General features: G+C 59.4%; 10 protein-coding genes and 3 pseudogenes. 10 read left to right on the top strand and 3 right to left on the bottom strand.

All coding sequences use genetic code 11. The features are described from left to right. Positions 1-48: 48 nt before the first annotated feature. From J3Q04_RS18410 to J3Q04_RS18375, 8 genes and pseudogenes are all read left to right on the top strand, one after another. Positions 49-960, top strand: a complete 912-nt coding sequence (locus J3Q04_RS18410) for an Ig-like domain-containing protein (RefSeq protein ID WP_434610108.1) — start codon at positions 49-51, stop codon at positions 958-960. A 24-nt stretch (positions 961-984) separates the two neighbouring features. Next, the gene (locus J3Q04_RS18405) at positions 985-3024 is read left to right on the top strand and encodes an RCC1 domain-containing protein (RefSeq protein ID WP_434610110.1); all 2040 of its coding nucleotides are present in this window, start codon (positions 985-987) and stop codon (positions 3022-3024) included. A 13-nt stretch (positions 3025-3037) separates the two neighbouring features. Continuing rightward, on the top strand, positions 3038-4639 hold the full coding sequence (locus J3Q04_RS18400) for a hypothetical protein (RefSeq protein WP_434610112.1): 1602 nt from the start codon (positions 3038-3040) through the stop codon (positions 4637-4639). Further along, on the top strand, positions 4636-6258 hold the full coding sequence (locus J3Q04_RS18395; protein ID WP_434610114.1) for a hypothetical protein: 1623 nt from the start codon (positions 4636-4638) through the stop codon (positions 6256-6258). The genes J3Q04_RS18400 and J3Q04_RS18395 overlap by 4 nt, the downstream gene beginning before the upstream one ends. An 18-nt stretch (positions 6259-6276) precedes the next feature. Beyond that, complete coding sequence (locus tag J3Q04_RS18390) at positions 6277-7902, top strand: hypothetical protein (protein ID WP_434610116.1); 1626 nt, start codon at positions 6277-6279, stop codon at positions 7900-7902. Between the two features lie 286 nt (positions 7903-8188). After that, positions 8189-8917: pseudogene (locus J3Q04_RS18385) on the top strand (MCP four helix bundle domain-containing protein); the annotation flags it as partial. 117 nt (positions 8918-9034) lie between these two features. Then, on the top strand, positions 9035-9823 hold the full coding sequence (locus J3Q04_RS18380; protein ID WP_411829982.1) for a methyl-accepting chemotaxis protein: 789 nt from the start codon (positions 9035-9037) through the stop codon (positions 9821-9823). A 64-nt stretch (positions 9824-9887) separates the two neighbouring features. Then, a pseudogene (locus J3Q04_RS18375) lies at positions 9888-10584 on the top strand (phytanoyl-CoA dioxygenase family protein). A gap of 9 nt (positions 10585-10593) precedes the next feature. On the opposite strand, the gene J3Q04_RS18370 reads toward J3Q04_RS18375, so the two are convergent. From J3Q04_RS18370 to J3Q04_RS18360, 3 genes are all read right to left on the bottom strand, one after another. After that, positions 10594-10962, bottom strand: a complete 369-nt coding sequence (locus J3Q04_RS18370; protein ID WP_434562846.1) for a cupin domain-containing protein — start codon at positions 10960-10962, stop codon at positions 10594-10596. Positions 10963-11062: 100 nt separating this feature from the next. Next, entirely contained in the window at positions 11063-11869 is an 807-nt protein-coding gene (locus tag J3Q04_RS18365) for an AraC family transcriptional regulator (RefSeq protein WP_420766698.1), read from the bottom strand. A 135-nt stretch (positions 11870-12004) separates the two neighbouring features. Continuing rightward, positions 12005-12196, bottom strand: a complete 192-nt coding sequence (locus J3Q04_RS18360) for a YegP family protein (protein ID WP_249873713.1) — start codon at positions 12194-12196, stop codon at positions 12005-12007. A 238-nt stretch (positions 12197-12434) separates the two neighbouring features. On the opposite strand from J3Q04_RS18360, the pseudogene J3Q04_RS18355 reads away from it, so the two are divergent. After that, positions 12435-12644: pseudogene (locus tag J3Q04_RS18355) on the top strand (hypothetical protein); the annotation flags it as partial. 72 nt (positions 12645-12716) lie between these two features. Further along, positions 12717-13082, top strand: a complete 366-nt coding sequence (locus tag J3Q04_RS18350; protein ID WP_420766696.1) for a 5-carboxymethyl-2-hydroxymuconate Delta-isomerase — start codon at positions 12717-12719, stop codon at positions 13080-13082. Positions 13083-13374: the final 292 nt, after the last annotated feature.

The following is a 13374-nucleotide window of genomic DNA, read 5'->3' as shown; positions in this document are numbered from 1 at the left end:
CGGCGCAGCGCAAGGGCGCCGAGTCCTCACTTCCTATGAGGTTTCATCATGTCCGGTACGCCTGAACGTGCGGTAAACCTGCCTCCCCCGTCGGTGGATGAAGCGCCTGACGGCGTCCTCGACCCTGCCGATATCCCGCCTGATGGCGCCCGTGTCCGGCTCAAGCGCTCTGCCGCCGATACTGGCTGGCAGAAGGCGTTTGTCTTCGTCGGCCCTACCTATAGCAATCAGCTACCCGTAGGAACGACGATCAAGGATGTCGTGTTCTATGTCGAGGCAGAGCATTTTGTTGCTGATGCGGACGGTATCGTGATCATCCGTTATGACGTGCTGATGAGCGATGGCAGCACGGAACACTCGGAAAATCTTGAACTGAAAGTAGACGTTGGCTTCGAGGCGCCTGCGATATTCGATCTCAGCCAGGATAATTATGTCGCGGTGGCCGACAAGGCTCCGCTGGACGTACCGCCCTATGCCCGGATGACACGACTGGCGACCGGGGGCACCCCGCCCTATCGCTATGAAAGCAGCAACGAGTACGTGGCCAGCGTCGATGCCCAGACCGGCGAGGTGACCGCCAGGGGCAACGGCCAATGCACGATCACTGCCACCGACAGCCTGAATCAGCCGCGCCAGTATGAGCTGACCGTCAAGGGCATCCGGCAAGTGCAGTGGCTGAGTAACAGCGCCGATTGGCAGGGCATGACCGCGGTTTGTGATGTCGCCGGCGTGGATATCGTCGCGCGATCGGACCTCGACCGGTTACGGGCAGTGTACAAACACCCGGATATTGGTGAGGCGGTCGGGGAGTATCTGGGTTGGTTGCCCTATCCGTTCTGGACCGGTGACGCGGCGGGGGCGGGTACCTATTGGATCTATGACATGGACACCGGTGACAAGACGTCAGCCGATGCCGGCGCCCATCACCAGGCACTCGGTATCTCCAAACGAGTGTCATGACTATTCGCTGGAGGGGTGCGCGACATGAACGACACGCCAGAGAACACTGCAGCAAACGCTTTGTTGCCACCGCCTTCCGTGGAGGGAGTGGGTGAGGACGCGACACTTGATCCCGATTCGGTGCCCAAGGGTATCAGGGTTCAAATTCCCGCAGGCAGCTTGGTCGAGGGTGATCTTGCAGTGCTCAGTTGGGCGGACGCGGCAGGCGTCGTGGCCGCTTACACGCGCGACAAGCCCTATACCTATAACGACGTGGGCCAACCTTTGTACTTCACCGTAGCCCAGGCAGAGGCTCGCCGGTTCCTCGATCAAAGCGTGGCGCTGAGCTACACGGTGCAGCGCTTGGGGGGCGGCGCAGACGAAGACTCTGAAGTCTTCAGCTTTCGGGTGGCAAAGCTGCCGCTGCCCGCGCCGACGATGCTGAAGGCCGAGGACAACCAACTGAACCCGGACGACTTGTTAGGTGACGCCACGGCACTGATACCGCGCGAAGCCTGGCTGAAAGCTGGCGATGTACTGCGGGTGAACCTGGCGGGCGCGGCGGGTGCCGGCAGTACCGAGGTGACGCATACGGTCCTGCCGAGCGAGGCCGGGCAGGCGCTGGAAGTTACCATTCTCTATAGCGTGATCAACGCCAACGAAGGCCGGTCTGTCGTGTTGTCCTATACCGTCAACGGGCGGGACCCGAGCCCAGAGGCCGTGTATTCAATCAAGCGAGACATTGGCGCCGGGGAACTGCGGGTCATGGGCGCGCGGTACAACCGTGGCTTGTATCGCTGTTCGGGTTGTTCGCGGCGCTTGAGTGCGTTCCAGGCCGCCACGGGGCGGCCGATCCTGGCGCAATGGCAGTATGACGGTGATGACAGCTGGGTCGCCGGTACGACGTTCCGTGACACCGATGCGTCCCGACTCCTGCATGTGCGCTCAACCGATTCCCAGGTCACCCTCAACCCGGCCAACGTCTTTGGCAACGGCGTCGATACCCTGCTTACCGGCGATGCGGCCTTTGTTGCTCGGCGGAATATCGGCGATCTGGTGGGCTGGGGCAATGCTGTCGAGGGCGCGAAGATTCCGCCAACCATCATCAGCATGGACGATATCGTTGAGGTGAGTGCCACGATGGCGGCGTTTGCCGCGCGCCGCGCCAATGGCAACGTGGTTGCCTGGGGGCTGGCGACCCATGGCGCGGCGTTCGCCGGTCTCAAGCGCAGCGGCCAACTGGTTGCCTGGGGCGACGGGCCCAGTGGTGGAGTGCTGTCGGAGTCGGTCGCAGAGTGTACCGATATCGTTCGGGTGTATGGCGGGGCGACGGCCTTCACCGCCATCCGCGGCACGGGTGCACTCGTCGCTTGGGGTAACGTCGCCCATGGCGGCGAGCTGGGCGAAGAGATCGCACAGCTGACTGACATCGAAGATGTGATCGGCAACTTTGGCGCGTTCGCCGCCCTGCGTGCCAACCGTCGTCTGATTGCCTGGGGGAGCGACGCGCAAGGTGGGGTGCTGCCGGAAGAGATTGCCTATCTGGATGACGTGATCGAGTTGAGTTGCGCCAATGCCCAGGCCTTCGTCGCCCGGCGCGCCAGCGGCAACATTGTCGCTTGGGGAGCGGCGACTCACGGTGGGGTATTGCCGGACCTTATCAAGGACCTGGACGATGTCGTCGAGGTGACGGCCAATTGGCAGTCGTTTGTCGCCCGTCGGGAAAATGGCCGTGTAGCGGCCTGGGGAACCGTGGAGAGCGGTGGCGAACTCAGCGATGACATCGCCCGGCTGAATGACATTGTCCAGGTGGTTGCGTCATCCAAGGCTTTCGCGGCCCTGCGCGAGGATGGCAGCGTGGTCGCCTGGGGCGACGCCACGGTGGGGGGAGATTCGACTCCGGAAGATGAGTCGTTGATCAATGTCCTTGCCATCTACGGCAACTCACATGGGTTCACTGCCTTGACTGGCGACGGCCGGGTGGTGACCTGGGGCCATGCCCTTGGAGGCGGAGACCGTGACGCCGTGCAGTCTTTGCTCAATGGCCAGGTTTCTTATTACCGGTCAGCCAGGGCACTGGCATGAACGGTGAAGCATCATGAGTCGTTCTTCCCGGGGGGCGCTGGTCAGGCTCGTCTGGCTGCTATGGGTGTTGCTGGGGCCGATGGCTCAGGCGGCCACTGGCCCGGAAGTCGCCCAGCTACTCAACAACCGTTACCGCGCCACCCCACAGGAATGCCCCGGCAATCATGCGGCGTATTACTGCAGCGGGGTGCTGGTCAGCGGGCTGGCGGGCAATTTTACGGTGAAGTTCTGGGAACATGGCCCCACGGCCATTGAACTGGGCGCGCGCAGCTTTTCCTATCTGCGGCGCGATGTGGGCACTCGCACCCTGACGCAGCCCAGCGGAATGGTGTTCAGTGATGCGTTTACTGCCATCAGCCAAGGCAAGCCGCTGGAGGTGCTGTGCGCCTATCCGCTGGTATCGGCGAATCGGGATAAATACGGTTGCGGCATCGGTGGCAGCGAGAATGATCCGGGTTCCTGCGCCGCCCAGGGCGTTAGCGATGCCCCAGGCTGGCTGGCGTTTTTCCAGCAACAAGGCCAGGAACCGTCGTTGCAATGTTCACTGAGTAGCCGGATCGCCGGGCAATTTCGCGCCAGTCTGCTTGCCCATGAGCAACTGGGCGGTAGTTGGGTTGCCCAGCCCAATCAATTGCAGGTACGCAACTGGGATTCCCAAGCCCCGGCGCAGGTGCCTGTGCAGGCGCTGTTTTATGACGTGCATGGGGCCAAGGGACTGCGCGTGGCCCAATCTGACCAGAGGGATTATTACGCGGCCACGGGCGAGTGGCTGCCGATTCTGCGGCTGGATATGACGCAGCCCGACGGCTTGGTGTTTGGTTTCGATTTGCAAGAACAGTTGTATGTCGGTTATCAGGTGGCCGGACGTTTGAATGCGCGCTATGCCAATACTGCTACTACCTGTCCCGACGGCAGCGCGGCGTTCAATTGCAACGGCGTTCTGATACGTACCACCGACGCGCATCCGGATTTTCATGCTTGGAATCCAAGTCCTGGTTCGGTAGAGCGCAATGGTGTGGCATTTTCCTATATGCGCGCCGACATACCCTTTCCGATTCTCGCTTGGGATAAACATCAAGGGTTGATAGTCAAGGAACTCGCTGCACCCATGTCATATCGCCTGATCGTGCGATGTTCCTATCCTTATGACGGATCAACCTTTTCTAGAAGTGACAGTTGTAACGAACACAGTGTTAACCCTGCCGTAAGCCGCCCGTGCGCTGAACAGGGAATTTCCACGGTCGAGCAATGGCTGGTTTATTTTCGCTCTCTTGCTAATCCGATCACAGGATGCAGCTTCAGAGGGGATGCGACGTATTTTGCCTTGAGCATACAAGCCCGGATCCAGCTTCCTGAGAACTTCAAGCGGGGGCACAACGAAGTCATCATTGCCAGTTGGGACCAGGACATTCCAGAACGGATTCCTCTGGAAGCGTTTTTCTATACTGTTTCCAGCCAGGCCCTACCCCAGGCTCGGTATTTTCAGTGGAATTATTTCGAGCAGACCGGAAAATTTTTGCCGATCGTCAAACTCAATCCAACCCCTACGGACGAGGCGCCGAGCTTTTCCTTCGATCCGCGAGATCAGGTGGAGCCTGGAGCACCAGGCATATGAAAATGCTCGAGCCTCGCAAGATCATTCTGTTGTCATTGCTATTAAGTGTCCTCTGCACTCAGGCCGCCACCGGTCCAGAAGTCGCGCAACTGCTCAACAACCGCTATCGCAGCACACCGCAGGAATGCCCCGGCAATCATGCGGCGTATTACTGCAGCGGGGTGCTGGTCAGCGGGCTGGCGGGCAATTTTACGGTGAAGTTCTGGGAACATGGCCCCACGGCCATTGAACTGGGCGCGCGCAGCTTTTCCTATCTGCGGCGCGATGTGGGCACTCGCACCCTGACGCAGCCCAGCGGAATGGTGTTCAGTGATGCGTTTACTGCCATCAGCCAAGGCAAGCCGCTGGAGGTGCTGTGCGCCTATCCGCTGGTATCGGCGAATCGGGATAAATACGGTTGCGGCATCGGTGGCAGCGAGAATGATCCGGGTTCCTGCGCCGCCCAGGGCGTTAGCGATGCCCCAGGCTGGCTGGCGTTTTTCCAGCAACAAGGCCAGGAACCGTCGTTGCAATGTTCACTGAGTAGCCGGATCGCCGGGCAATTTCGCGCCAGTCTGCTTGCCCATGAGCAACTGGGTGGCAGTTGGGTCGCTCAACCCAATCAACTGCAAATGCGTAACTGGGATCCCCAGGCCCCGGCACAGGTGCCTGTACAAGCGTTGTTTTATGACATCAAGCAGCGCGGCGGATTGCGCGTGGCCCAGGCTGACCAGAACGACTATTACGCGGCTACGGGGCAATGGCTGCCGATCCTGCGGCTGGACCTGACACAGCCGGACGGCCTGGTGTTTGGTTTCGATTTGCAGGAGCAGTTGTACATCGGCTATCAGGTGGCGGAGCGGCTCAACAAGCGCTATTTCGATACGGCACAGACTTGTCCGGATGGTCGGGCGTCGTTCTACTGCAATTGGGTAATGTTGAGAGGAACGGATGTTTCCGCTTTATTTCACTCTTGGAATCCCAGTCCCGCTTCGGTCTTGAATAATGGTGTTTCCGTCACTCTCCTCAGGACTGACTCCTTGGTGCCGCGACCGGTTTGGCCTCAAGGGTTATTGTTCAAAGAGTTGGGTGCTCCCACCGCTCACCCGCAGGCATTGCGCTGTGGATACCCTTACGATGGTCATACGGGATGGGGCACCGATGCGTGCCTGGTAAATGACGCATGCGTCAATCTTGGGATCGACAGCCTGGCAAAATGGACGGAGAAATATCATGCGAGTCTCTACTCTTCCTGCAGCTTCGATCCAACGGTAGCGGCTTTTCGATTGATCGATGAGATTCGCCGAACGGTCTCGATGCCTGAGTACGATTGGAACGAATTCATCCTGGCGGCCTGGCCACAAAATATTCCCGAGCAATTGCCCGTCGATGCTCTTTTTTATAGCCACACATCCTATTTTCCAAGAGATGGTCTGGCCGGCGCGCGTTATATCCAAGATGACTACTTCAAGAGTACGCAGCGCTTTTGGCCAATTGTTCAGCTAAAACTTGGCGCCACGGATCGACAGATATTCATCTTTAATCCCGTCGATCAGTGCCTGGCTGACGATTGTGCTCCCCCTGCGCAGGCGTTTGGGGCACAGGACGCGGATATCTGGTTTCTCAAGCACGGGCAATAACATCGAGGGGAGGCTGGTATGAGAGGTTCTTCAGATTGGTCTGGTAAAGGCTTGTTGTTGATCTTGTGTTTGCTTGCTTGCACGACTCAGGCCGCCACTGGCCCGGAAGTCGCACAACTGCTCAACAACCGTTACCGCGCGACTCCGCAGGAATGCCCCGGAAACCATCCTGCGTACTACTGCAGCGGCGTGCTGGTCAGCGGGCTGGCGGGCAATTTCACGGTGAAGTTTTGGGAACATGGCCCCACGGCTATCGCGCTGGGCGCGCGCGGCTTTTCCTATCTGCGGCGCGATGTGGGTACTCGCACCCTGACGCAGCCCAGCGGAATGGTGTTCACTGACTCGTTTACCGCTATCAGCCAAGGCAAACCGCTGGACGTGCTCTGCGCCTTTCCATTGGTGGCGGCGAATCGGGATAAATATGGTTGTGGCGTCGGAGGCAACGAGAGTGATCCGGGCTCCTGCGCTGCCCAGGGCGTGAGCGATGCCCCAGGCTGGCTGGCGCATTTCCAGCAGCAAGGCCAGGCGCCGTCGCTGCAATGTTCGTTGAGCAGCCGCATCGCGGCGCAGTTTCGTGCCAGTTTGCTGGCCCATGAACAACTGGGCGGCAGTTGGAGCGCCCAGCCCAATGAGCTGCAAGTGCGCAATTGGGATCCCCAGGCGCCGGGCCAAGTGCCCGTGCAAGCGTTGTTCTATGACCTCAAGCAGCGCGGCGGGCTACGTGTGGCCCAGGCTGATCAGAACGACTATTACGCGGCCACGGGGCAATGGCTGCCGATCCTGCGCCTGGATCTGACACAGGCCGACGGCCTGGTGTTTGGTTTCGATTTGCAGGAGCAGTTGTACGTCGGCTATCAGGTGGCGGAGCGGCTCAACAAGCGCTATTTCAACACGGCGAAAACCTGCCCGAATGGCCAGCCGGCGCCTTATTGCAATGGGGTCATCGTCAGGGGGGTCCATTCCACCTCACAGTTTCATTCATGGAACCCCAGTCCAATTGCAATCGCCATGGGCGGTGTTTCCAGCAGCTATGCACGGGCTGACTCCTCGCTGGTAATGGTGCCATATCGGCAAGGACTATTGTTCAAACCCTTGTCGGCACCTGCCATCAACCCCGTACCGGTACGTTGCTATTACCCATTCGATGGATGGACGCAGGGTGGGGGAGATGCATGTACAAAGCGTCAGCGGTGTTCGGACCTGGGTATCGACAGCGTTGAAAAATGGGCGGCCCGCTATACTTCGAATGTTTTCGACTCTTGCAGTTTTTCTCCTACGGAAGAAGGCGTCCAGTTGATGATGGACATCCGCAATGGAGTGACCCATCCCCATTCCCACTGGAACGAGTCTGTCCTGACACTTTGGGAACAAAATATCCCGGAGCAGTTGCCTGTCGATGCGTTGTATCACAGCGACGGAGGCGTTCCAGGAGACGGACCTGTCGGGGCGCGGTACATCCAGGATGACTACTTCAAGGTAACGGGGCGCTTCTGGCCTATCGTCCATATGCGTTTCGACGCCACGGACGGCCAGGTATTTAGCTTCACCCCCAATGATCAGTGCTTGAGGGACACTTGCCCACCCCCCCCGGACGCTTTGGGAGTCCAAGAAACGGATTTCTGGCTTCGTTTCTACGAACAATAGCTTCAAGGATGGGCACCGATGAAAACGTCCCTGTGCATTTGCCAAAATCATGGTCCTGGCTCTGTGCGTTTTCACCGGCCAGGCCGCCGCTGATTTGAAATGTCAGAAAATTCCCCGCAGCTCCTGCGTCCATCCCATCTTTTTTATCCCGCCCAACCCCTCCGCAACCTGCATAACCATAGCCTTCCCAACACCCAGAGCTTTGTAACAATTGGACTAATGGTCTATAGCTCAAGACATGGCTGCCGATAGGCCAGTTAATCCCCCATGAAAGGAGTTTCACCCCATGCCGCGGTTTTTTGCCGATTTGGGCTTTCGTTGGAAAATCACTCTGCCGATTGCGTTCCTGGCTGCATTGCTTGTGCTGATGGGGGGGGCGGGTGTGCGCGGTATCGGCCAGGTGACGGAGTCCAGCACGCAGTTGACCAAGCGTTATCTGCCGGCCATCAGCCTGTTGCTCAATGCCGATCGTGATCTTTATCAGGCTTTCGTGGCCGAGCGCAGTTTGCTGGACGGTCATGCAAGCGAGCACCTGCAAGCGCTGGGTGCCAGTCACAGTGAAAATGCGAAGCAGGCTTATGACCGTGTGCAGCAATATGCTGCGATGCAGCCCGGTGCCGAGTCGCAGGCGTTGGTCAGTCAGTTCAATGACAGTTTCGGCAAATGGATGCAGGTTTCGCGACGGGTCCTCGAGCTGTCGGTAGGCGATCCGCAAGGCGCTAGCGCGCTGAGCTTTGGTGACAGTGAGCGCTTGTTCGAAACCATGCGCGATTCCATCGACAAGCTGGGTGAGCTGGAAGATGCTGCGTCGCATCGTGAAGGCGACGCAGCGATTGAAAACGGCGAGACAGTCGGGGTGCAACAGGGTGTGATTCTGTTGGTCGGTTTGCTCGGTTGCATCTTGGTGCTGGTTGCCCTGCCGCTGGTGGTGTTGAGCCCGATGCGCCGGCTGCTGCATCGTGTCGAGCAAATTGCCGAGGGCGGCGGCGATCTCAAGGGACGCCTGGAGGTACGTTCGGCCGATGAGCTGGGACAACTCGGCAGCGCCTTCAACCGTTTCCTCGACAAGCTGCAACCGCTGATTGCCGAAGTAGGGCGGGTGACCGGCGAGGTCGATTCCGCCGCGCGGGCCATGGCCGATATGGCCGCGACGAACGATCGGTTGATCAGCAGCGAGCATGCCGCGCTCGATCAGGTCAGTACCGCCGCCACCCAAATGAGCGCGGCGGTGCATGAAGTGGCGCACAACGCGGTAAGTGCTTCGGATGCAGCGCAACAGGCGAGCAGTCAATCTCGCGATGGCGCCGAGGTGGTCAGCAGCACCATCGAGTCGATCCGCCAGTTGGCCCAGGAAGTGGAGAGCGCCTCGGGTACGATCGAGGCACTGGCCCAGGAGACCTCCAGTATCGGTGCCGTGCTCGAGGTGATCCGTGGCATCGCTGAGCAGACCAACCTGTTGGCGCTGAATGCTGCCATCGAAGCCGCTCGGGCCGGTGAGCAGGGCCGTGGTTTTGCTGTGGTGGCCGACGAGGTGAGGGCGCTCGCGGCCCGCACCCAGGACTCCACCAAGGACATCCAGGTTCGCATCGAGCGCTTGCAGAGCGGCGTCGCCAAGGCGGTACAAGCCATGCATGTGGGCAGTAGCAAGGCCCGGGACAGCGTGGAGCGTGCGGCAGGTGTCGATCAGGTGCTCAGCGGTACCGGCGGTTCGATCCAGCGGATCAACGACATGGCCGCGCAGATCGCCAATGCCTGTGAGGAACAAAGCAGCGTCACCGAGGAAATAGCCCGCAATATTTCCGATATCCGCGATCTTTCCAACGAAGCGGCCGCCAATTCTGCCCAAAGCATGCATGCCAGCCAGCAGTTGTCGAATCTGTCGAGGAATCTCGCAGAGCTGACCGGCCGCTTCCGCACCTGAGCCAGGTGGTGTCGTGGCGACTGACGACCTTCTACGTGCCTTGCATCAGGACGGCTTCGTCCTGATGCCCGGTGTGTTGGACGCCGGGCAGGTCGCCGACCTGCGTCGCGCTATCGACTTGCTGAAGCCTCAGCACTGGGATTACAGCGGCGTCATCGATCATTACAAATGCGTTTTCAACCGGGATCCGTTCTGGTTGCCGTACCTGGACGTGAGCGCAGTTATCGAGCTTGCCGAGGCCGCCCTGGGAGATGATTGCCATATCATCGGGCAGACAGCCTGGCGCTGCCATCCCGGTTTTATCGGCGCGCCGTTGCATCTGGATTACCTGCCCATGGAGCTGCCGCCCGCCCTGTTGGCCGACTCCGGCTTCGAACTGCCGATGCAGGTGTTCACCGCACAGTTTTACCTTGATGACATCGATGCTGACCTGAGCCCGACACGGGTAATACCCGGCAGTCACAAGGCGGGCCGGGCGCCTGCGGCGGGCGAAACGCAGTGGCAGGGACGTTCGGCGCAGCCAGTGTTGTGCCGGGCGGGCGATGTTCTGGTACTGCGCAGTGAGTTGTGGCACGCCGGCAGCGACAACCGGACCGCCGACCGCACGCGGTACATGCTCCAAGTGCATTACGGTCGGCGGATGGTTGCGCAGAAGTTCTCGCCTTATCTTCAGTGGCGGTTCAACCCCGCATGTACTGGCCGCCGCGACGCCTCGCCAGCGACGGCTGCTTGGCGATCACCAGGAAGCGCAATACGACTGAGCTGCCCGGTCAGATCCAGACGTCATTGACTGCGGTTCGCGTATTGATTTGCTCCCCCGTGTTGATGACGCCCCGCGGTTCGATCAACAACAACTTCACTTCCCGCTCGGCACTGGGTTTGTGCTCGACGCCTTTCTTGACCACATACATCTCGCCCGGGCCAATCATGACGGCGCCGTCGCGAAAGTCGATGCGCAATTCACCTTCCAGCACGATAAAGGTTTCGTCGGTATCGGCATGGGTGTGCCAGATAAAATCGCCTTCGAGACGAGCAATCTTGAACTGGTAGTCGTTCATCTCGGCGACAACCTTGGGCGCCCACTGCTCATGGAACAGCGCGTATTTCTGCGCGAAGTTAATGGGGGAGTAATGATTCATCGCGGTACGCTCCTCAATTGAAAGTGAGTGCTACGTTAGGGTCTGGATCGTCGCGGGTATTGGATGATCGTGCAGCTTTCTGCTGGAGGGGCGCAGGGCTTCAGCGCAGCATTTTCAGCCAGCGTGCCGGTGAAAGACCAAAGGCCTGGGTATGGAGCCGCGTCATGTGGCTCTGGTCGAAAAAGCCACAGGCCAGCGCCGCTTCACTCAAGGGCATGCCGTGCAATACCAGGCGACGAGCTTCGCTCAATCGACGTTGGGTGATGTAGCGATAGGGGCTGGTGCCGTACAAGGCGCGAAAGTCCCGCGACAGGCTCCATCGGTCCCGGCCACTGGCCTGCACGAGGTCATCGAGGGTAATGGGTTGGTCAAGGGCATCATGAATGAACAGCCGCGCGCGTTCCGCAGCAGGGTAATCAAGCAGCCTGCGGCCTCGTCGGCTCCCTGACGCGACGGCGAGCGCCTGGGCCAGGTCGTAGATGGCATCCTCTTCCTCCAGTGGATCGAGACGATGCTCGAGGCTGGCCAATAACCGGCGGGTCGCTATGTTGAGTCGTGGATCGTTCGAAAGTCCGCCTTCGATGAAGGGCAGTGACCTGCCGCCCAACACTTGTTGGATCAACGCGGGCTCAATGTAGGACATCCGGTAACGAAAGCCATCGATCGTTCCGGCCTCCCCATCATGCACCTCGTCCGGGTGCAGGACGATGGTTCCGCCGGGCTGGCTATGGCGCTTGCTGTGCCGGTAATTGAAGCTCTGGACGCCGGAAAGCGTGAAGCCGATGGCATAGGTGTCATGCCGATGGGTGTTATACCCATGACCGCTGAAATAGGCCTCGATGCGTTCCAGTTTCCTCGATTCAGGCGCACGCATCAGCCAGTCGCGACGGTGACTGAATTGACTCATGAGCTCCGACCTCTCGCTGTTGTCTGCACACGATACCCGCCTGCCAGCTCGCGTCGCAGCAAAAAACTCAATTCAAGTTCGGGTAAAGCTGCTCTGGTGCAGAGCAGCTTGCGCATCCGCCGCCCATGGACGGCTTCAGATTTCCTTCACGGGCGTCTCGCCGTGGGCACTTTTGATCAATCCGATAACGTGCAGGCAGTCGGCCTTGTTCACATAGGACTCGCCGCTGGCGATGGTTTCGTGATTGCCGGCCCTCAGGCGCCAGCGCCACTGGCCTCGTCCGGTGCTTGGGGTTCCTCGGGTCTGTCGGTAGATTTCAAAATACATCGGTTCGCTCCCTGCGATTTATTCATTCAAGACATGTTCTGGACATGTCGTCGCAAGCCTAGCCAAGCTGCACGTTTTCGCTATGGGGAAAACGTTTCCAATGATGATGGGATATTTCAGTGAATTTCAGCGCTGCTCAAACTGATAACCAGGAGCGAAAGGATGAACCGCAACGAATTGCGCAAGGCCGACATCAACCTCATGGTCGTCTTTGAAACGTTGATGCTGGAGCGTAACCGCCAGCCTGCCGGACTACACCGCCACGGCCATGGCCGCTTCCGGTCACTTGTTCAGCGAGCCATTTCCCTTCAAGACGCCGACGCTGGACCTGTCCATGGTCTGGCTGAGCCATGTCGACAACGGTCCGGCGGAGCGCTGGTTGAATTCCCGGCTGGAGGCCTTCATGAGTGAGCGCATGGGAGCGATGGACGAAACAAAACCTGCCTGAAAGCACAAAGTCGAGGTATGGTTGCGCCAACCCATTCCAGCAATCACTTTTTTTCGAATCGGAGTCGAACGCATGCCTCACCTGCACATGGAGTACACCGCCAACCTGACCGAGCTGAACGCTGATGTCGCGCTGTTGCGCTTGAACAATGCGCTGGTAGCCTCGGGGCAGTTCGCTGCCGAGTTCGACATCAAGAGCCGGGCCGTGAAGCTCGAGACGTTCCGCGTAGGAACCGGCATGGGGGAGCGGGCTTTCGTGCATGTGAAACTGGCCTTGCTGAGCGGCCGTTCACCGGAAATCAAAAAACAGCTGGCGGACAGCCTGCTGGTGGTAATTCAGGACCTGGGCCCTTGGCCCGCCGGCGTTAGCGTGCAGTTGTGCGTGGAACTGCTGGATATCGACCGTGGCCCGTACGCCAAGGCTGCCATCGGTTTTTAATGTCTGTTCGAGCGGTGCGATTGTTTAGCGCGAGTCGATCCAGACTCCGCTAAATGATGGTTTAACGGTCAATGGCGTCGTGTGACGCTTGAACCGAACATTTCCTGTGATATCCCTATGGACGGTTGGCCCGCAGGCCCTGCATACCCACCACTCACCGCCGAGGGGGCGGCTGGCGGCCGCATACCTGCCATCGCACCTTCATCCTGCGCGCTGCCCTGTGAACTGGCGTTCTGGGCGCTCTGGCATTGCCGCCATGCGCGTCCTCCAGACCTTCGTATTTCCTGTTGAT

Source organism: Pseudomonas sp. D4-21 (assembly GCF_051132125.1).
Classification (GTDB): Bacteria; Pseudomonadota; Gammaproteobacteria; order Pseudomonadales; family Pseudomonadaceae; genus Aquipseudomonas.
This window is presented reverse-complemented; position numbering and strand designations above follow the sequence as displayed.

Excerpts from the sequence above, each read along its gene's own strand:
- J3Q04_RS18410 (WP_434610108.1), top strand. The coding sequence starts at position 49 with ATGTCCGGTACGCCTGAACGTGCGGTAAACCTGCCTCCCCCGTCGGTG.
- J3Q04_RS18360 (WP_249873713.1), bottom strand. The coding sequence starts at position 12,196 with ATGTATTTTGAAATCTACCGACAGACCCGAGGAACCCCAAGCACCGGA.
- J3Q04_RS18400 (WP_434610112.1), top strand. The coding sequence starts at position 3,038 with ATGAGTCGTTCTTCCCGGGGGGCGCTGGTCAGGCTCGTCTGGCTGCTA.
- J3Q04_RS18395 (WP_434610114.1), top strand. The coding sequence starts at position 4,636 with ATGAAAATGCTCGAGCCTCGCAAGATCATTCTGTTGTCATTGCTATTA.
- J3Q04_RS18405 (WP_434610110.1), top strand. The coding sequence starts at position 985 with ATGAACGACACGCCAGAGAACACTGCAGCAAACGCTTTGTTGCCACCG.
- J3Q04_RS18350 (WP_420766696.1), top strand. The coding sequence starts at position 12,717 with ATGCCTCACCTGCACATGGAGTACACCGCCAACCTGACCGAGCTGAAC.
- J3Q04_RS18380 (WP_411829982.1), top strand. The coding sequence starts at position 9,035 with ATGGCCGATATGGCCGCGACGAACGATCGGTTGATCAGCAGCGAGCAT.
- J3Q04_RS18370 (WP_434562846.1), bottom strand. The coding sequence starts at position 10,962 with ATGAATCATTACTCCCCCATTAACTTCGCGCAGAAATACGCGCTGTTC.
- J3Q04_RS18390 (WP_434610116.1), top strand. The coding sequence starts at position 6,277 with ATGAGAGGTTCTTCAGATTGGTCTGGTAAAGGCTTGTTGTTGATCTTG.
- J3Q04_RS18365 (WP_420766698.1), bottom strand. The coding sequence starts at position 11,869 with ATGAGTCAATTCAGTCACCGTCGCGACTGGCTGATGCGTGCGCCTGAA.